This window comes from Stutzerimonas stutzeri KOS6 (assembly GCF_000307775.2).
In the GTDB taxonomy this organism is placed as follows: domain Bacteria; phylum Pseudomonadota; class Gammaproteobacteria; order Pseudomonadales; family Pseudomonadaceae; genus Stutzerimonas; species Stutzerimonas stutzeri_B.
Window position 1 is genome coordinate 2253573 of sequence record NZ_KK020676.1, and the last position, 19611, is coordinate 2273183.

Sequence of the window (19611 nt, forward strand, 5' to 3'; positions counted from 1 at the left end):
TAAGTCGATCTGGCCTACAAGGGCACCAAAAAGCTCCGGTATATTCTTGTTCATTTCCCCTACTCCGCTAGCCGCACACGGGAACCCAAGCCAAACCAGGATACGAGCCCATAACGCTAGAAGCCCGCACCATCAATATTAGTATCAAACCGACATCATCGAATACAGTCAAATGCAAAGAGACCCACGCAGTCATGACAAAAAAACCTAATCCCAAGTGGATCTACTACCGATTCGTCTTTCCGGACGGAGAGTCCGTCGAGCATATCGTAATGCCGGATCAATCTAGTCATTGCGCAACGCCCGCCGAATGGACGCATCTCGGTTTTCACCAGTGCCAAAATTGTCCACTGAACCCCAGTGACCAGATGCTCTGCCCGTTCGCCGCAGGACTGGAAGCCCCACTAAAGCTTTTGGGCCATCGACCGTCCTTTACGGACGTGGAAGCGACAGTGCGCTTCCGGGGCAGGACCATTTCACAAACAACTACGCTTCAGCGCGCCCTCGGATCCTTGCTGGGTGCCATTGGTGCAACCAGCGGATGTCCACACACCGATTTTCTACGGCCGATGGTTTGGTTCCATCAGCCTTTCAGCGATGATGAAGAAACACTATTAAGGTCCATGAGCATTTACTTACTGGGGCAGCATTTGCGTGCACAGCGCAACCTATCTGCAGACTGGTCACTTTCCGGCCTCCAGGACGCCTATAAAAAACTTCGAATAGTGAACAGAGCCATGGCGAGCCGCTTGAGAGAAGCTGCCCGGGAAGACTCCAGCCTCAACGGGCTGGTGTTGCTCGACCTGCTCGCATCCTCAACCATCAACTCACTGGAAAGATACGAAGGCGAACTTGATGAATATTTCTCGACGTATACCAGCTGACATGCCGCCTCAACGATAAGACCTACAAAATTTCCAACAAAGCAAGTCTGAGTGGACACACTTACCCTACGACCATCAGATTGGACTATCTGAAAGCCCCGGCCTTTAGTGAACAGTAGGCATGAACGACGCAGCGCCCCATCAACCTGCAGACCTTACGCTGCGAGCACTTGCACAAAAAATAAGAAGCAATACCTATAGCCGAGCAAGGCAATCAATACTCCACTGGCAAGCATGCCGGATGGATGTAGAGGCTTTGCGATTTTGGAGAGTGAGAATGGAAAATTCAATCGCGAGACAAGCGACCAAAAGGAAAAAAAAGCAGAACAGCTAGCCATTCTAGTCGTGGAAGATGACCCGCTAGTACGCCTGACAACCGGCTCCATGCTGGACGAACTAGGCCATAAATACATCGAGGTCGAATCAGGTGAAGAGGCTGTTCAGTTGCTTGACGAAAAAGCAATCGACCTGGTCATCACTGACTTCTCCATGCGCCAAATGACAGGCGGCGAGCTAATCGAACGCATTATAAAATATCATCCGCGGGTTGCTGCCATACTTGCATCTGGCAATCCTATCCACGCCATCAATGTTGATGCAATTGCGCTGCACAAGCCTTACTTTACAAATGATCTTGAGTACGCCATACGTGAAGCGCTAAAAAAACAACGTGACCAGGAGAGACGCCCCCCCCTGAAATATGCGAATTGAATATATCAGCCACCTAACACGATGCTGCATTTGATCAACTCCGCAGTAGATCCGACACACATTTTCTTTATGACTCGCGCGCGATGAATATCGATCGTCTTCTTGCTGTTACCCCGCCGGTCGGCAATCTCCTGACTGGTCAACCCAGCCAACATGAGATCCATGACCTTACGCTCACTAGGGGTCAGCGTTGCCAATCGCTGCTGGTAATCCTGCGCCAGCGCACGACGAGCGAAGAATGGCCGAGCCCTGTCCAGCACCTGCCCTAAAATCAACAACAACTGGGAAGCATCAAACGGCTTTTCCAGCAAATCAAATGCCCCCGCCCGCATCACCCGAATAGCCGACTCGACAGTAGCGTGCCCGGTTAGAACAAGTACGGCGACATTCAGCTGCCGGCGCAGTATTTCCTCCAGCAGGACTTCGCCGCGCATATGAGGCATTACCAGATCCAGGATCACGCAACCTGGAGCACCATCATAGCCCTGCAGGAACGCACCGCCACTGCTATACAACTTAACCTCATAACCTGCGCGGTATAGCAGTCGGTAAAGTGATTCACGAACACCATGGTCATCGTCAACAACATGAATCGTGGCTTTGGAAATACGGTCAGGCTGCACAATAGTCATATGAATTAATTATGGCGCCAAGTAATCATTGAGGACGTAGTTACGCTGGCCGCCATTAGAAACTAGCCACCCCGTTCAAGGATGGTAGCGCAACCATGATCGCCCACTCGTTCCTTCTGCGCTTTTTATGACGCCGGGAGGCTTGCGAACCGGCCTAACCGGTCCCGCGATGTAGAAGCTGAGGATATTTCGTTTTAACCGAGGATCCGTCGAGCCAGCCAGACAGGACCGACCATCCATCCCCCTATGCATTCTAGAAAGGCTGAATCAACATCCAAGGCTTACTCGAAAGATAAAATGACTTTAAGGATAGCGCTTTATCACTCTTAATCATGTAAAAAATAGGCATTAATACCTACATAAGATAGGTATTGATACCTACAAATTCAACGGACATCCATTGAGCAGAACGCCAGGTGGCATTTGCCCCGCAGCCACGCGATACTTTTTCTTCCTAAGCTTTAAAGTCCGCCCTCCTTACGAATGCCGCGAACCTGCCCACCGCGCACTGGATCGCAGCTGCCAGCATAGAATCTTCAACCGCCAGGCATCCGTGCAGCTACCGAAGGCAGACCTGCACGCTTGCGTCGCAACGATCTGGCTACCGCTGAAGGTGCGCTTCGGACGACGCAGCGCCAGGCGATGAATCGTGACCAGGGCGTTGCGAGAAAGACGTTGCGCTAACCCTGCTGGAAATCGGACTCGCCCTCCACCTCCGAGATGGTGATCCTCATTTTTGCGCAATCTCGCCCCGCCTGGATCGATCTTCAACAATGCAGGTATGTCGCGCAGCGCAAAGTAGTCGAATTCGGGGCTGGCTCGATGCGAACGCACTGGGACTATTGATCGCTTCGCGACCTTTGAACGAGAGGACCTGAAAGTACGATTGATGCCATGAATCTAGTGAGCGAACTGCTTCTGGCCGGCCTGGAAAGAGCAATCCTGATTCCTTCTCTCCTTGCATCGGCCGGCGATGCGCCAACCCAGCCCCGCCATTCGCTCAGGCGTGCAAGCCATCGACCATGAACTGGCAAGTTCTTGCGCGCCGCCCCACCCATTCACGCCTGGAAGGAAAACCGCCAAGAACCACGACGCGATAAAGATTCAAGGCAGAAGCGACCGGACAAATCCACGCCCCACATCCGCCTCGAGAAGGCCCGGCACGTGCGTCTGCGCCTCGGCACCACAACCGCCACCCCAGGCCAGGTGAGCGTTACATCGATGACTTGGTGGAGGCGGACAGTCCCCCACCAGCGTCCTGATCGACGCAAGCATGGCGCGCTAATGGTCCACACATTTTCGCCCGACCAGAAACGCGAAAGCCCCGCAATGCGGGGCTTTCAGCTTGTTGCATGGTGCGGACGGAGAGACTCGAACTCTCACACCTTTCGGCGCCAGAACCTAAATCTGGTGTGTCTACCAATTTCACCACGTCCGCCAAGCAGGACTTAAACGAAAACGCCAGGCAGCGCCTGGCGTTCTCTGGAATATGGGGTGGACGAAGGGGATCGAACCCTCGACACCAGGAGCCACAATCCTGTGCTCTACCAACTGAGCTACGCCCACCATATTGCATTTGCTTGTGCCAGAGCCCGAAATGGCGCACCCGGCAGGACTCGAACCTGCGACCATCCGCTTAGAAGGCGGATGCTCTATCCAGCTGAGCTACGGGCGCTTTATCTGCATTCTGTTCGGAGCGCAGACTTGAAGCTCCGGCTATTGAAGAAGTCGCCTCCTTCGAAAGCCATCTTACCCAGCAGCAGGCTGTGCTCGACAAGCGGGGCGAATGTTATAGAGACTGCCCACACTCGTCAACAGCAAATTTAAAAAAATTTCATTTAGATAAAGGAGTTACAGGAGGTGATGGCTGCTTCGCCTTTGCCGTATCGCTCCGACATGCGAGAATACGCGCCCTCTCCAAGTCCTCTCCAATGGTTAACCAAGCGTCATGACCGCAAAACTGATCGACGGTAAAACGATTGCTGCCAACATTCGCCAACAGATCTCCGGTCGTGTTGCCGAACGTCGCGCCCAAGGGCTCCGCGCCCCCGGCCTCGCCGTGATTCTGGTGGGAAGCGACCCAGCTTCCCAGGTTTACGTGGCGCACAAGCGCAAGGACTGCGAAGAAGTGGGCTTCCACTCCGTCGCTCATGATCTTCCCAGCAATACCTGCCAGGAGGATCTGCTGGCGCTGATCGATCAGCTCAACGACGACCCGTCGATCGACGGCATACTCGTGCAGTTACCGCTGCCCAGGCATCTCGACGCTTCGCAGTTGCTCGAGCGCATCCGCCCGGACAAGGATGTGGATGGCTTCCACCCCTATAACGTCGGCCGCCTCGCCCAGCGCATGCCACTGCTGCGCCCTTGCACCCCGAAGGGAATCATGACGTTGCTGGAGAGCACTGGCGTCGATCTGCACGGCCTGGATGCTGTCGTCGTGGGGGCATCGAACATCGTCGGCCGGCCGATGGCGCTGGAGTTGCTGCTGGCTGGCTGCACTACCACTGTGACCCATCGCTTCACCCGCAACCTCGAAGAGCACGTTCGGCGTGCCGATCTGGTGGTGGTAGCCACCGGCATCACGGGGCTGGTCAAGGGTGAGTGGATCAAGCCAGGCGCGATCGTCATTGACGTCGGCATAAACCGCCAGGCCGATGGCCGCTTGCTCGGTGACGTGGAATTCGGCCCTGCCAGCGAACGCGCCGCCTGGATCACCCCGGTTCCCGGTGGCGTAGGGCCGATGACCCGCGCCTGCCTGCTGGAAAACACCCTGCATGCAGCCGAGCATCTGCACCACTGACGGCGAGCACTGAAACAAGAACGGCACCTTTCGGTGCCGTTCTTGTTTTCCGCATTCTTAGTCAGCCAGGCGCCAGGTCGTCCCGCCCTTGCCATCCTCCAGCACCACGCCCATGGCGGCGAGCTGGTCACGGATACGGTCGGACTCGGCCCAGTTCTTCTCCACCCGCGCCGTGAGCCGCGCAGCGATCAGTGCCTCGACCTCGGCGGCATCGACCTTCCCTGCCGCACCGGCCTGCAGGAAGGCTTCCGGTTCGAGCTGCAGCACGCCCAGCACACCTGCCAGTTGCTTGAGCCGGGCAGCCAGGCCGGCCGCGGCCGGCACGTCGGACTCACGCAGGCGATTGACCTCGCGAATCATCTCGAACAGCACGGCGCAGGCCTCCGGCGAGTTGAAGTCGTCGTCCATCGCCGCACCGAAGCGCTCGACAAAGGCCTCGCCACCAGCCGCTTGAGCCTCTGGCAAGCCTTTCAGGCCGTTGTAGAAACGCTCCAGGGCGCCCTTGGCTTCCTTGAGGCTCTCTTCTGAGTAGTTGATCGGGCTGCGGTAGTGGCTGGAAACCAGCAGGTAGCGAACCACTTCCGGATGGTACTTCTCCAGCACTTCGCGAATGGTGAAGAAGTTGCCCAGGCTCTTGGACATCTTCTCGCCGTCGACGCGCACCGCACCAGCGTGCATCCAGGCATTGGCGTACTGCTTGCCGGTGGCCGCCTCGCTCTGCGCGATCTCGTTCTCGTGGTGCGGGAACACCAGGTCCGGACCACCGCCATGGATGTCGAAGGTTTCGCCCAGGCAGCAGGTGGACATCACCGAACACTCGATGTGCCAGCCCGGACGCCCGGCACCCCAAGGCGAATCCCAGCTCGGCTCGCCCGGCTTGGCGCCCTTCCAGAGCACGAAATCCAGAGGGTCTTCCTTGGCCTCGTCGACCTCGATGCGCGCACCGATCTTCAGATCCTCGATCTTGCGCCGCGACAGCTTGCCGTAACCGACGAACTTGCCGACCCGGTAGTAGACGTCGCCGTTACCCGGCGCATAGGCGAAGCCCTTGCCGATCAGCGTCTGGATCATCGCGTGCATGCCGGCGATGTGGTCTGTGGCACGCGGCTCGAGGTCCGGACGCAATACGTTGAGGCGGGCTTCGTCTTCGTGCATGGCGGCGATCATGCGCTCGACTAGGGCCTGGAACGGCTCGCCGTTCTCGCTGGCGCGACGGATGATCTTGTCGTCGATGTCGGTGATATTGCGCACGTAGGTCACGTCATACCCGCGATGGCGCAGCCAACGGGTGATCACGTCGAACGCGACCATCACCCGTGCATGACCGATGTGGCAGAAGTCATAGACCGTCATGCCGCAGACGTACATGCGCACCTTGTTGCCTTCCAGTGGGCGGAACGCTTCCTTGCTCTTGGTCAGCGTGTTGTAGATCGACAGCGCCATCATTGACCCCAAGAGTCACGCAGCGTGACGGTGCGGTTGAACACGGGAGCGCCTGGCTTACTGTCCTTCATGTCGGCGCAGAAATAGCCTTCGCGCTCGAACTGGAAGCGTTCTTCCGGGGCGGCGCTGGCGAGTGACGGCTCGGCACGGCAACCCTTGAGCACAACCAGCGACTCGGGATTGATGTTGTCGAGGAAGCTACCGCCCTCCTCGTCCTTTTCCGGATTGGCCGAGCGGAACAGGCGATCGTACAGGCGCACCTCGCACTCGACGCTCTCGGCAGCCGGCACCCAGTGAATCACGCCCTTGACCTTGCGCCCCTCCGGATTCTTGCCGAGGGTGTTCTCGTCGTACGAGCAGCGCAATTCGACGATATTGCCCTGTTCGTCCTTCACCGCCTCATCGGCACGAATGACATAGCTGCCGCGCAGGCGGACTTCGCCGCCCGGAATCAACCGCTTGAACCCTGCCGGAGGAACCTCCTCGAAATCGCTGCCGTCGATGTAGATTTCGCGGCTGAACGGCAGCACCCTTACGCCCATGTCCTGCTTGGGATGGCGCGGCAGCTCGAGGTTCTCGACCTTTCCTTCCGGGTAGTTGGTGATCACCACCTTGAGCGGCTTGAGCACACACATCGCGCGCGCTGCGTTGGCGTCAAGATCCTCGCGAATGGCGAATTCAAGCATGCCGATGTCCACCACGCCGCCAGCGCGATTCACACCGATCATGTCGCAGAAGTTACGGATCGAGGCCGGCGTGTAGCCGCGACGACGGAAGCCCGAAAGCGTCGACATGCGCGGATCGTCCCAACCGTGGACGTGCTTCTCGTCAACCAATTGCTTAAGCTTGCGCTTGCTGGTGATGGTGTAGTTCAGGTTGAGCCGGGCAAATTCGTACTGGCGCGGCTGGGAGGGCACCGACAGGCTGGCCAGGAACCACTCGTACAGCGGACGGTGATCCTCGAACTCGAGGGTGCAGATCGAGTGGGTAACGCCCTCGATGGCATCCGACTGACCATGGGTGAAGTCGTAGCTGGGGTAGATGCACCACTTGTCACCGGTCTGGTGATGATGGGCATGGCGGATGCGATAGAGAATCGGGTCGCGCAGGTTCATGTTGGGCGAGGCCATGTCGATCTTCGCCCGCAGCGCACGCGCGCCATCCGGGAACTCGCCGGCCTTCATCCGCGCGAACAGGTCGAGATTTTCCTCCACGGTGCGCTCGCGAAACGGGCTGTTCCTGCCCGGCTCGGTCAGGCTGCCGCGGTACTCGCGCGCCTGCTCCGGCGTCAGGTCGCAGACATAGGCCTTGCCAGCCTTGATCAGCTGGATTGCCCACTCATGCAACTGATCGAAGTAGCTGGAGGCATAGCGTTCCTCGCCGGCCCACTGGAAGCCCAGCCACTGCACGTCGCTCTTGATCGCATCGATATACTCCTGGTCCTCCTTGGCCGGGTTGGTGTCATCGAAGCGCAGGTTGCACTCCCCGCCGAACTCCTTCGCCAGGCCGAAATTCAGGCAGATCGACTTGGCATGGCCGATATGCAGGTAACCGTTGGGTTCCGGCGGGAAACGGGTGACGATCTTGGCGTGCTTGCCGGAATCCAGGTCGGCCTGGACGATCGGGCGGAGAAAGTTGCTTGCGGCGGGAGTCTCGGGCTTGCTCATGATGTCCTTAACGATCAGCGAGTGTGCGGCTTGGAGAGGTTTACAAAGTAGCGAGCGATGGTCAGACAAAGCGAAATCAGCCGAATAAGCGGAATGTACAGGTTGTACATGAGCATTTTGAGGCTGGTTTCAATACCGTGGCCGAGCGCAGCAGTTCGTAAATACCCTCTCAGGGTAGGCCGACCAAATCAAAGCGCCTATCATAGCGGACCCGTCACCCCCCTGACAGAGCAATGCGCCCAGGCGGCACTGCCATCAGCGACTGGCGGCACTCGGTATCGACGAGCCTCGCAGCGGCCCGTCCCACTCCTGGCCTGCCCAACGAAAACGGAATCCCTCCCGATGATCAAACTGCACACCAATTACGGCGTCATCACCGTCAACCTGTTCGAAGACAAGGCCCCGGAAACCACTGCCAACTTCAAGGAATACGTGAAGAGCGGTCACTACGACGGCACCATCTTTCATCGCGTGATCAGCAACTTCATGATCCAGGGCGGCGGTTTCGAGCCAGGCATGAAGCAAAAGGCTACCCGCGCACCGATCAAGAACGAGGCCAACAACGGCCTGTCGAACAAGACCGGTACCCTGGCCATGGCCCGTACCATGGAGCCGCATTCCGCCTCCGCGCAGTTCTTCATCAACGTCAAGGACAACGACTTCCTGGACCACAGCGCTCCGACCGTTCAGGGTTGGGGTTACGCCGTGTTCGGTGAAGTGACCGAAGGCATGGATGTGGTGGAGATGATCAAGGGCGTGGCAACCACCATGAAGTCCGGTCACCAGGACGTTCCGGTGGAAGACGTAGTGATCGAGAAGGCCGAGATCGTCGAGTGATCCTGCTGATCTCGGATCTGCATCTCGAAGAGCAACGCCCGGATATCGCCCGGGCGTTTCTGCATTTTCTCGAGACACGCGCCAGCCGGGCCGAAGCACTGTACATCCTGGGCGACTTCTTCGAAGTCTGGATCGGCGACGATGCAATGACGCCCTTCCAGCAAAAGATCGCCCAGGCGCTCCGGGCCCTGAGTGATCGCGGCACGCGCATCTATCTGATGCACGGCAATCGAGACTTCATGCTGGGCAAGCGCTTCTGTCGCACAGCCGGCTGCGAACTCCTCGCCGACCCCAGCGTGGTCGAGTTCGATGGCGAACGCGTTCTGCTGATGCACGGCGACAGCCTGTGTACCCGTGACGAAAACTACATGCGCCTGCGGCGCGCACTACGCAATCCGCTCAGCCTGTTCATCCTGCGCAATCTGCCGCTGAGCACCCGGCGAAAACTCGCGCGCAAACTGCGCAACGAAAGCCGCACGCAGACACGCATGAAAGCCACCGACATCATCGATGTCACACCGGAAATGATTCCGCGCATGCTGACCGAGCACGGCGTACGGACACTGATCCACGGTCATACCCATCGCCCGGCCACGCACGAACTGAATGTCGACGGCCACGCCGCCCGTCGCATCGTGCTCGGCGACTGGGACCGACAGGGCTGGGCGCTACAGGTGGATGAAAACGGCTACCACCAGGCACCGTTCGATCTAAGCTAAGCCGCCAGCGGCACGCCGCTGTGAAAGCGAAACTCCGCGTCCGGACTCTCGATCAGCTCGCGCTCTCGCTCTCGCACCCGGATGATCGTCGAATCGACATCAGCAGCTTCGCCGTACTGATACGCCAGCTTCAGGTAATCCTGAAAGTGGCGCGCTTCCGACTTGAGCAGGCCGTTGTAGAACTTGCCCAACTCCTCGTCCAGGTACGGAACCAGCATTGCAAAGCGCTCACAGGACCGCGCCTCGATGAACGCACCGATGACCAGCGTATCGGTCAGCCGGTAGGGCTCGTGATTGCGCACCAGTTCGCGCAGGCCGGCGGCATAGCGGGACGACCCAACGTTGCGCAGGGCAATCTCGCGGCGACGGATGATCGCCAGCACCTGCTCGAAATGACGCAACTCCTCTCGCGCCAGGCGCGACATCTTGTTTTGCAGATCCGGTTTGTCGACGTAGCGGAACATCAGCTGAAACGCCGCGCCTGCCGCCTTCTTCTCACAGTTGCCGTGGTCAATCAGCATGATGTCCTGATTCAGCAGCGCCGCGTCCAACCAGGCCGCCGGGGTGACACAACCGAGAAAGTCGTTCAGATCAGGAAGCATGTCGAACCTTGCATATTCAGGAACATGATAGCGGGCGGACCTCGTGGCCCTGCCCGACGTGCGGCGGGCATTATACGAATGCCGCGCATTGCCACCAGCCTTGCTTGATATACATCACGGCTGGTCCCGCAGGCTTGTCTATAGTTGAGCAACCCGCATCAGGACATGGAGCCGATCATGCAAGCCATTCGCTGCATCCTCGTGGTAATAGACCCGATCCAGCCACAAGAACTGGCGCTGAAACGTGCCCGCCTGATCTCGAGCGTCAGCCAGTCGCGCCTGCACCTGCTGGCCTGCGATTCCAGGCACGATCACAGCGGGCATCTGGCGACACTGTGCGAGCAACTGAAAAGCGAGGGCCATGAGGTCACCACGCAGCAGGCATGGCACGAGAGCGTTCACCAGACCATCATCACCGTACAGCAGGCAGAAGGTTGCGGGCTGGTGGTCAAGCAGCACGTCCCCGACAACCCGCTGAAGCGTGCGCTGCTCACCCCGGAAGACTGGAAACTGCTGCGCTACTGCCCCTGCCCGGTGCTGATGGTGAAAACCGACAAGTCATGGATGGGGGGCAACATTCTTGCCGCGGTGGATGTCGGCAACGCCGACCTCAAACATCGTACACTTCACGCCACCATCGTCAACCACGGCTATGAGATCGCCCGCCTCGCTGACGGCAAACTCCACGTCATCAGCGCCCACCCCTCGGCCATGCTTTCCGCTGCCGATCCAGCTTTTCAACTCAAGGAAACCATCGAGGCGCGATACCGGAATGCCTGCAAGCAATTCCAGGAAGAATTCGACATTCCGGACGCCCAGCTACATGTCGAGGAAGGCCCTGCCGATGCACTGATTCCGCGCGTCTGCCATCAACTCCAGGCGGTGGTGACCGTCATCGGAACCGTGGCGCGGACAGGATTTTCCGGCGCTCTGATGGGCAACACGGCAGAAGTCGTACTCGACACACTGGAGAGCGATGTCCTCGTACTCAAACCCGATGACATCATCGACCACCTCGAAGATCTGGTGCGCCACTGACCCACGAACGAAAGCCTCGATGGAGGCTTTCGGCTTCAGACCCTCAGGTCCATGCCCTCACGCAAGAATAGCGGAGCGATGTAGCGCTCATAGTGCGCCTCGGAGAGCAGAAAGAACTCCCGATCAATGGCATCGCGCAACTCAGGAAGCGCCCAATCACGGAACTCCGGCATCAAGACGACCCCGTACGCTTCGATTTGCTGGATGAGCCGGGCACCGCGCGCTATTAGCTGATAAGCCCAACAATACGGCGACTGCGCGGCCACGAAGCGAATTTGCCTGTTTTCCAACTGCTGCCGCAGCAGCTGCGCGTCGAAGACTTCGAGCTTGGCCGCCATCACCTGCGCCAGGAGAATTTCCAGACGGCGCCATACGGCACGCTTCTCCTGCTCACCGTAGGCATTCCAGTTCACCACTTCGTGATGAAAGCGCTTGCAGCCGCGACAGACGACATCGCCGTACACCGTCGAGCAGAGGCCTATGCAAGGGGTCTTGATACGCTGAGTGGACATGGGCGAAGCAGGCTACAGGAGGGTTGGGCATCTTAGACTTTTGTCCAACCAGGGTCACCCGTGTTCGCTCGAAGAACACTCCAAAGGCCAGAGCGAGCGGCCTGCAGAGCATATCGCCAGCCGCGGCGGATACACTTGCGCCAGCCTCCTCCGCCGGTGCTCGACTTAACTTTGCAGGGCGTTTCCAGTAGAATCGGCCCGCCGTTTTTGGCGCCACAGTCCATACGAAGCTGTTTTCAAAGCGTCACGAGCACAGTTGAACCGGCTGCGTGCCGGATGGGCAGAACTGACTGTTTCCTGCCCATCCGGTCTCGCCCGTCCGGCGTAAAACTTTGAAAACAGCTTCCGGATGCGCGTCCCGAAACACCCAAGGGACCAATGATGAGGGTAAAAACTGTGCTTGAAGCCTATCGCAAACACGTAGAAGAGCGTGCCGCCCAGGGCGTCGTGCCCCAGCCGCTGAACGCCGAGCAAACCGCTGGCCTGGTCGAGCTTCTGAAGAATCCGCCGGCCGGCGAAGAAGAATTCCTCGTTGACCTGATCACCAATCGCGTCCCCGCTGGCGTCGACGAAGCCGCTTACGTAAAGGCCGGCTTCCTGTCCGCCCTGGCCAAGGGTGAAACCTCCTCGCCGCTGCTGAGCAAGCAGCGCGCCGTCGAACTGCTGGGCACCATGCAGGGCGGCTACAACATCTCCACCTTGGTCGAACTGCTGGACAGCGCCGAACTGGGCGCCGTTGCCGCCGAGCAACTGAAGCACACGCTGCTGATGTTCGATGCCTTCCACGATGTGGCCGAAAAGGCCAAGGCCGGCAACGAGAATGCCAAGGCCGTCATGCAGTCCTGGGCCGAGGGCGAGTGGTTCACCAACCGTCCGGCCGTTGCCGAGAAAGTTTCCCTCTCCGTATTCAAAGTGACTGGCGAAACCAATACCGACGACCTGTCGCCGGCTCCGGACGCCTGGTCGCGCCCCGACATCCCGCTGCACGCACTGGCCATGCTGAAGATGGCCCGCGACGGCATCAACCCGGACGCACCGGGATCCGTCGGCCCGATCCAGCAGATGGAAGAACTGAAGGCCAAGGGTTTCCCGGTTGCCTACGTTGGCGACGTGGTCGGCACCGGCTCTTCGCGCAAGTCCGCCACCAACTCCGTGCTGTGGTTCTTCGGTGACGACATCCCCTACGTACCGAACAAGCGCGCTGGCGGCTTCTGCTTCGGCACCAAGATCGCCCCGATCTTCTACAACACCATGGAAGATGCCGGCGCCCTGCCGATCGAATTCGACTGCAGCAACCTGGCCATGGGCGACGTGATCGACGTCTACCCGTACGCCGGCAAGGTCTGCAAGCATGGCACCGAAGAAGTCATCACCACCTTCGAACTGAAGACCGATGTCCTGCTGGACGAAGTCCGCGCTGGTGGCCGTATTCCGCTGATCATCGGCCGCGGCCTGACCGAGAAAGCTCGCGCCGAACTGGGCCTGGCTCCGTCCACTCTGTTCAAGAAGCCGGAAGCGCCGACCGACAGCGGCAAGGGCTTTACCCTCGCGCAGAAGATGGTCGGTCGCGCCTGCGGTCTGCCGGAAGGCCAGGGCGTACGCCCAGGCACTTACTGCGAGCCGAAGATGACCACCGTCGGCTCCCAGGACACCACCGGCCCGATGACCCGCGACGAACTGAAGGACCTGGCTTGCCTGGGCTTCTCCGCCGACCTGGTCATGCAGTCCTTCTGCCACACCGCTGCCTACCCTAAGCCGATCGACGTCAACACCCACCACACCCTGCCGGACTTCATCATGAACCGCAGCGGCGTGTCCCTGCGTCCGGGTGACGGCATCATCCACAGCTGGCTGAACCGCATGCTGCTGCCGGATACCGTCGGCACCGGTGGTGACTCGCACACCCGCTTCCCGATCGGCATCTCGTTCCCGGCCGGTTCCGGCCTGGTAGCCTTCGCTGCCGCCACTGGCGTCATGCCGCTGGACATGCCGGAATCCGTACTGGTGCGCTTCAAGGGTCAGATGCAGCCTGGCATCACCCTGCGCGACCTGGTTCATGCCATCCCCTACTACGCCATCCAGCAGGGTCTGCTGACCGTCGAGAAGAAAGGCAAGAAGAACATCTTCTCCGGCCGCATTCTCGAGATCGAAGGCCTGAACCAGCTGACCGTCGAACAGGCGTTCGAACTGTCCGACGCCTCCGCCGAGCGTTCGGCCGCCGGTTGCACCATCAAGCTTCCGGAAGACTCGATCGCCGAGTACCTGAAGTCCAACATCACCATGCTGCGCTGGATGATCAGCGAAGGTTACGGTGATGCCCGTACCCTGGAGCGCCGCGCTCAGGCGATGGAAGCATGGATTGCCGATCCGAAACTGCTGGAAGCCGACAAGGACGCCGAATACGCTGCCGTGATCGAAATCGACCTGTCCGAAGTGAAAGAGCCCGTGCTCTGCGCACCGAACGACCCGGACGACGCCCGCCTGCTCTCCACCGTAGCTGGCGAGAAGATCGACGAAGTCTTCATCGGCTCCTGCATGACCAACATCGGCCACTTCCGCGCTGCCGGCAAGCTGCTCGACAAGGTCAAGGGCGGCATCCCGACCCGTCTGTGGCTGGCTCCACCGACCAAGATGGACGCTCACCAGCTGACCGAAGAAGGCTACTACGGCATCTACGGCAAGGCCGGCGCGCGCATGGAAATGCCGGGCTGCTCGCTGTGCATGGGCAACCAAGCTCGTGTACAGACCGGTTCTACCGTGGTCTCTACATCGACCCGTAACTTCCCGAACCGTCTGGGTGACGCCACCAACGTCTACCTGGCCTCTGCCGAGCTGGCGGCCGTAGCCTCCATCACCGGCAAGCTGCCGACCGTCGAGGAGTACATGGAGTACGCGAAGAACATCGACAGCATGGCTGCCGACATCTATCGCTACCTGTCCTTCGACCAGATCGCCGAGTTCCGCGACGCTGCGGAAAAGGCCAAGATCAAGGTCGTCGAGGTCTGACGCTGTAGGGCAATGAGAAAACCCCGCTTCGGCGGGGTTTTTTATGCTTGGCTTTTCTTCAAATGCCGCCTTCCCTCTATCGCCAGAGCGGCAATCAGCGCCTACGCAGATCGGCACACACTCTGCTACAGCAGCGCTCGACGACCACGCAGCCGGCCCTCGCCTCAGGGTGAAGCATCATGACGATGTATGGATTGCCCGCTAGCGATAGCGCTTTTTCTACGGGCAAAGAAAAGCCCGGACTAGCCGGGCTTTTCTTTGCGTAGCTAACTCAGATCACTGAACCTGAGCTTCCACTTCTGCCTCAACGCGACGGTTGATCTGGCGACCTTCATCGGTACCGTTGTCGGCAACCGGACGAGACTCGCCATAACCTACCGAGCTCACGCGACCACCTTCCACACCATACTCTTCGACCAGAACGTTGCGCACGGCTTCGGCACGACGCTCGGACAGACGCTGGTTGTATTGATCAGTACCGACGGAGTCGGTGTGACCTTCGACGGTGGTGCTGGTCTGCGGATACTGCTGCATGAAGTCGGCAAGGTTCTTGATGTCGCTGTAGCTTTCTTCACGAACGCGCGACTTGTCGAAATCGAACTTGACGTCCAATTCAACACGGACCAGTTCCGGAGCAGGCTCCGGCTCGTTGTCGACGATCGGAGCCGGGGCCGGTTCTGGGGTCGGCTCGACGGCTGCCACCTGACGAGCACCGCCACCGAAATTCAGGCCGACACCAACGCCAGCCATCCACTCGGCTTCGTCCGCATCGATGTTGTACATACCGTCGACGCTGGCCTTGGCAAAGAAGTTTTCGGTGAAGTAGTACTTCAGGCCGGTACCCACATTGGCGAAGGTGCTGCTGTCACGACCGCTACGGGCAGCCTGACCGATGCTCTGGTGAGCGACACCAGCGGAGACGTACGGACGCAGGCCTACACCAGGCGCACCGAAGTGATAGGCGGCATCCAGGGAAGTCAGGCTGCCCTTGATGTTCTTGTGGCTGCCGTCGGCACCGGGCTCTTCGGAAGTCAGATCATGATATTCGCCATAGGAAAGACCCAGCGAAACATCGTCGGTAAGGAAGTAGCTGACGCCAGCGCCGTAGAGCTCGCCGTCACGCTGTACGTCGCGCGAGCTGTCGGTGAAATAGTGCTTACCGAACGCTTCCACCTCTACGGCGCCCTGTCCTTGGGCCAGCGCGCTGAGAGAAGTCGCGGCGACCATCGAACCGATTACGACGCCTAAGGTGTTTTTAAGTTTCATCCGTAAATCCCCATCTGGTGGTTAGAATCAGAACAATCTAAGGAACCCGGCTGCATGTATGCCCAAGCTGTTCGCTACGAGTAAGACAAGTTTCCGGGGTTAAGTTTCAATTTGATCGGAAAATTTTTCCCGGAGCTTGTCCAGCGCGCGCTTGTAACGCATCTTCGTCGCGCTTAGCCCCATGTGCATGATATCGGCGATTTCCTGAAACTCGAGTTCAGCAACAAAACGCAACACCAGGATCTCGCGATCGATCGGGTTTACATGCACCAACCAGCGATCCAGACCGGTCTTTTCTTCAAGCCTGGGAGCCTTCTCCTCCGATGCTTCTTCGAGTGGATCCAGGCTGAGCGCATCGAGCAAGCGCCGCTTGCGACGCTCTTTGCGATATTGGGTAATACACTCGTTATACGTGATGCTATATAGCCACGTCTTGAACTTCGACTTGCCCTCGAAGTTCTTGAGGCCGTATAGAACCTTGAGCATTACTTCCTGACAGACATCATCGGCGTCTCGCTCGTTACCCAAGTAGCGCGCACATACATTGAACAACGTGCGCTGATATCGACGCATCAGCTCTTCATAAGCACGGGTAACATGAAACAGCTCGACATGAGCATGCTGCACCAGCTCTTCATCACTGAGCTGGCGGGGGTCGTAGCGCGATGTGGACGTTGGGGTTTTAGTCAAGACGCTTCGAGCCGGCAATCAAAGTCTCGGCCGCCATTCATGGAAACCGGAAAAAAGGCGACGTACTTTAGCAGATCCGCAAGGTTAACGGCTGCCGACTCGCTGCTCCAGCAGCACTTTGTTGGCCACCGACACCAGCTCTCCATCATCGCTCAGCAGCAGCGTCTTCACCGTGCCAATTTCCTCGATCTGCCCTTCCACCTCGGCCAATCGAACCGTTTGCCCTACTTCATACAATTCGCGCACATAGATGCCTGCCAGAATCTGGCTTACCAGTTCACGACTGCCAAGGCCGAGAGCCAGGGCCACAGCCAGGCCGACCGTGATCAGCACGATGGCAATCACGTAATTGAGCAGCTCGGTCTTGACCTCGAGCTGGCCGATCGCCACGGAGATACTGATGATGATGACCAGACCTTGCGCCATTCGCGCAAGACCGGTGGCATAGTCCAAGCCGACACCTTCGGCGGCGCCGCGAACAAGCCCGCTCAACAATTGCGCCAGCAGCACGCCGGCCAGCAGGATCAACGCGGCCCCGAATACTTTCGGAACATAGAGGGCCAGCATGTCGAGCGTGGCAGAAACGCGTTCGAGCCCCAGCGATTCGGCGGCAGAAACCAGAAATATCAGCAGGACGAACCAGTAGACCACCTTGCCGATCAGTGCGGAAACCGGGATACGGATACCTGCCCGGCTCAGCAGCTTGGTGAGACCCGTGCCGGCCATGAGCCGGTCCAGCCCTAGCTTGGCGAGCACCTTGGAAAGCAGCGTATCGAGCAGCTTGGCCACCACGAATCCGAGCAATACGACGATCAAAGCACCGAACAGCCGGGGAATGAAGGCCGCAACAGATGCCCAGAGCGAGCTCATCGCCGACAGCAGACTTTGGGTCCAGGAATTGAATTCCATGATCAATCAGCCTTATCGAATGAATGGGTGGAGTCTGCCCGGCGAGAAACCGGCGCCAGATGCCGCGAGCCGCTATTGACGGCCATCATCAATGCTTCGAGCCAACGCCCCGCCAAAGCGAACAGATCTCCGGCGCCCACCTGCCGGTTGGCGGTCTTGAGCACACGCCCCAGGCAAGCATCGTCGTCATGCACCGAAGGCTTGTTGAGCAGATCTCGCAGGGATTCTTCAAAGGGATCGCGCATGCAAACCTCGCTAAAGTATGTCGCCTAGACGGTCTATGGTCGGTCGGGAGTCACATTCAGAGCCAGCGAAGACGCCGCAACATCCACCATTGCAGCAGCGCTATGCCTCCGATCAGCAGGCAGGCAACCTGGAAACCATAGGGGAACTCGGCACCCGGAATCCCGCCCACATTGATCCCGAGCAGGCCGGTAAGAAAACTGAGAGGCAGGAAAAAGCCGGTGATGATAGCAAGCAGATACATCGTGCGGTTCATTCGCTCACCGAGCCGGCGCTGCTCTGATTCGAGCACCAGATTGATCCGCTCGCGGACCATATCCAGCTCCTCCAGATAGCGAATGAGCCGATTGCTGAGCTCATTCCAGTATTCGGTATCATCCTCGACAAACCAGCTCAGCCCATGCCGGGTAAGCTGGCCATACAGCTCGCGCTGGGGAAGCAGAAAGCGCCGCAAACCTGCCGCCTGACGTCGCAACGACAGCATCGAGTCATGTTCCGGCGTATACCGCTCGTTGCCCTCGAGCGCTTCTTCCTCGGCATCGATACGCTCGGACAGTTGCGTGACCAGATCATCGACGCGATCGGTCATGGCCTCGGCCAGATACAACAGGAGCTCGGAGGCGGATTTCGGCCCCCGACCCTCCGACAGAAGCCGAATCACCACCTCGGTGGAGCGCAGGGGGCGCAGCCGCAGGGAAATGACTCGTTGAGGATCGGCAAATACGCGCACGGAAACCATGTCTTCCGGCTCTGCCTCGGGATTCAGATTGACCCCGCGCAAAAACAACAACAGCTCCTCCCGCGGCAGGGTCAGCATTCGCGGACGAGTGTTCTCCTCAAGCAGTACGTCGCAGGCGAATGCGCTCAGGCCACTGTGCCTGCGCAACCAGTCCTGGGCGCGAGGGCGGCTGCGATCCCAATGCAGCCAGATGCTTTCCTGGGCCGCAAGCTGAAGCCCGGCCAGATCCGCGTAGGCGAGCGGCCGGCCACCCCCGCTACCATCGAGGAGCAAGGCATGAATCAAGCCATACTGCTCACTATCGGTGTCCTGCATCAATCCGTTCCGTCGCTACTCATGAAAAGCCCGGCGTAGCCGGGCCAAAGAAAATGACGTGCTCATCGTCAATCGCCGGCATTACTCCGGCATTGACAGCGGCTCGGGCGAAACGATGATGCCGTTGTTATCGGCGTACACGTATTCGCCGGGACGGAACGTCACCCCGCAGAACGTCACCGGCACGTTGAGATCACCAATCCCACGCTTGTCGGTCTTCATCGGGTGACTGGCCAGCGCCTGAACACCCAGCTCGGTTTGCGCAAGTACGTCCACGTCCCGCACGCAACCGTAGATGACCAGCCCCTCCCAACCGTTGCGCGACGCCTTTTCGGCGAGCATGTCGCCAAGCAGCGCGCGACGGAGCGAGCCACCGCCGTCGACTACCAGCACCTTGCCGGTGCCGTCGACATCGACCTGCTCCTTGACCAGCGAATTGTCCTCGAAGCACTTGATAGTCACGATCTCCCCGCCGAAGGAGTCGCGGCCGCCGAAGTTACTGAACAGCGGTTCGACGACCTGTACCAGGTTAGGGTAGGCATCGCACAGATCAGGCGTGACGTATTGCATGGGAAGCTCCTTCTGCTAGGGATTG

At 59.0% G+C, this 19611-nt stretch carries 18 protein-coding genes and 3 tRNA genes; 7 read left to right on the forward strand and 14 right to left on the reverse strand.

Features of this window, described 5'->3' with window-relative positions; genetic code table 11:
- Positions 1–194: 194 nt before the first annotated feature.
- Complete coding sequence (locus B597_RS46535) at positions 195–884, forward strand: DUF6901 family protein (protein WP_024162218.1); 690 nt, start codon at positions 195–197, stop codon at positions 882–884.
- 264 nt (positions 885–1148) lie between these two features.
- On the forward strand, positions 1149–1595 hold the full coding sequence (locus tag B597_RS38335; RefSeq protein WP_192939406.1) for a response regulator: 447 nt from the start codon (positions 1149–1151) through the stop codon (positions 1593–1595).
- 5 nt (positions 1596–1600) lie between these two features.
- Here B597_RS38335 and B597_RS38340 read toward each other — a convergent pair whose 3' ends face one another.
- The 4 genes from B597_RS38340 to B597_RS38355 form a co-directional block, all read right to left on the reverse strand.
- The gene (locus B597_RS38340; protein ID WP_031323572.1) at positions 1601–2227 is read right to left on the reverse strand and encodes a response regulator transcription factor; all 627 of its coding nucleotides are present in this window, start codon (positions 2225–2227) and stop codon (positions 1601–1603) included.
- Between the two features lie 1353 nt (positions 2228–3580).
- Positions 3581–3665, reverse strand: a tRNA-Leu gene (locus B597_RS38345).
- Positions 3666–3717: 52 nt separating this feature from the next.
- Positions 3718–3793, reverse strand: a tRNA-His gene (locus B597_RS38350).
- Positions 3794–3825: 32 nt separating this feature from the next.
- A tRNA-Arg gene (locus B597_RS38355) sits at positions 3826–3902 on the reverse strand.
- A 273-nt stretch (positions 3903–4175) separates the two neighbouring features.
- Between B597_RS38355 and folD the strand changes: the two genes are divergently transcribed.
- Positions 4176–5030, forward strand: a complete 855-nt coding sequence (folD, locus tag B597_RS38360) for a bifunctional methylenetetrahydrofolate dehydrogenase/methenyltetrahydrofolate cyclohydrolase FolD (RefSeq protein ID WP_003294500.1) — start codon at positions 4176–4178, stop codon at positions 5028–5030.
- A gap of 57 nt (positions 5031–5087) precedes the next feature.
- Here the strand turns inward: folD and cysS are convergent, their stop codons facing one another.
- Positions 5088–6473, reverse strand: a complete 1386-nt coding sequence (cysS, locus tag B597_RS38365; RefSeq protein WP_003294498.1) for a cysteine--tRNA ligase — start codon at positions 6471–6473, stop codon at positions 5088–5090.
- Positions 6473–8140, reverse strand: a complete 1668-nt coding sequence (locus tag B597_RS38370; protein WP_003294497.1) for a glutamine--tRNA ligase/YqeY domain fusion protein — start codon at positions 8138–8140, stop codon at positions 6473–6475. Before B597_RS38370 ends, cysS begins: the two co-directional genes overlap by 1 nt.
- A gap of 342 nt (positions 8141–8482) precedes the next feature.
- Between B597_RS38370 and B597_RS38375 the strand changes: the two genes are divergently transcribed.
- Positions 8483–8977: a peptidylprolyl isomerase gene (locus B597_RS38375; protein ID WP_003294495.1), complete on the forward strand. Its 495-nt coding sequence runs from the start codon at positions 8483–8485 to the stop codon at positions 8975–8977.
- Positions 8974–9696: a UDP-2,3-diacylglucosamine diphosphatase gene (gene lpxH, locus B597_RS38380; RefSeq protein ID WP_003294494.1), complete on the forward strand. Its 723-nt coding sequence runs from the start codon at positions 8974–8976 to the stop codon at positions 9694–9696. Before B597_RS38375 ends, lpxH begins: the two co-directional genes overlap by 4 nt.
- Here lpxH and B597_RS38385 read toward each other — a convergent pair.
- On the reverse strand, positions 9693–10298 hold the full coding sequence (locus tag B597_RS38385) for a MiaE family protein (RefSeq protein ID WP_003294492.1): 606 nt from the start codon (positions 10296–10298) through the stop codon (positions 9693–9695). The two genes, lpxH and B597_RS38385, sit on opposite strands and share 4 nt — an antisense overlap.
- Before the next feature lie 177 nt (positions 10299–10475).
- On the opposite strand from B597_RS38385, the gene B597_RS38390 reads away from it, so the two are divergent.
- On the forward strand, positions 10476–11336 hold the full coding sequence (locus tag B597_RS38390) for a universal stress protein (protein ID WP_003294491.1): 861 nt from the start codon (positions 10476–10478) through the stop codon (positions 11334–11336).
- 35 nt (positions 11337–11371) lie between these two features.
- On the opposite strand, the gene B597_RS38395 is transcribed toward B597_RS38390, so the two are convergent.
- A complete protein-coding gene (locus tag B597_RS38395; protein ID WP_003294490.1) occupies positions 11372–11848 on the reverse strand; it encodes a DUF1289 domain-containing protein in 477 nt (158 codons plus the stop codon).
- 396 nt (positions 11849–12244) lie between these two features.
- Here B597_RS38395 and acnB point away from each other — a divergent pair, with 396 nt between their 5' ends.
- Positions 12245–14854: a bifunctional aconitate hydratase 2/2-methylisocitrate dehydratase gene (acnB, locus tag B597_RS38400; protein WP_003294489.1), complete on the forward strand. Its 2610-nt coding sequence runs from the start codon at positions 12245–12247 to the stop codon at positions 14852–14854.
- A gap of 276 nt (positions 14855–15130) precedes the next feature.
- On the opposite strand, the gene B597_RS38405 is transcribed toward acnB, so the two are convergent.
- The 6 genes from B597_RS38405 to rraA all read right to left on the reverse strand — a co-directional run bounded on the left by B597_RS38405 (position 15131) and on the right by rraA (position 19586).
- Positions 15131–16120, reverse strand: coding sequence for an OmpA family protein (locus B597_RS38405; RefSeq protein ID WP_024162221.1), 990 nt, complete (start codon positions 16118–16120; stop codon positions 15131–15133).
- 99 nt (positions 16121–16219) lie between these two features.
- Positions 16220–16810, reverse strand: a complete 591-nt coding sequence (gene sigX, locus B597_RS38410) for an RNA polymerase sigma factor SigX (RefSeq protein WP_024162222.1) — start codon at positions 16808–16810, stop codon at positions 16220–16222.
- Between the two features lie 84 nt (positions 16811–16894).
- The gene (locus tag B597_RS38415; protein ID WP_003294485.1) at positions 16895–17719 is read right to left on the reverse strand and encodes a mechanosensitive ion channel family protein; all 825 of its coding nucleotides are present in this window, start codon (positions 17717–17719) and stop codon (positions 16895–16897) included.
- Between the two features lie 2 nt (positions 17720–17721).
- Entirely contained in the window at positions 17722–17964 is a 243-nt protein-coding gene (locus B597_RS38420; RefSeq protein ID WP_003294484.1) for a hypothetical protein, read from the reverse strand.
- A 56-nt stretch (positions 17965–18020) separates the two neighbouring features.
- On the reverse strand, positions 18021–19016 hold the full coding sequence (locus B597_RS38425) for a zinc transporter ZntB (protein WP_003294483.1): 996 nt from the start codon (positions 19014–19016) through the stop codon (positions 18021–18023).
- An 81-nt stretch (positions 19017–19097) separates the two neighbouring features.
- Positions 19098–19586: a ribonuclease E activity regulator RraA gene (gene rraA / locus B597_RS38430; protein WP_003294481.1), complete on the reverse strand. Its 489-nt coding sequence runs from the start codon at positions 19584–19586 to the stop codon at positions 19098–19100.
- Positions 19587–19611 lie beyond the last annotated feature (25 nt).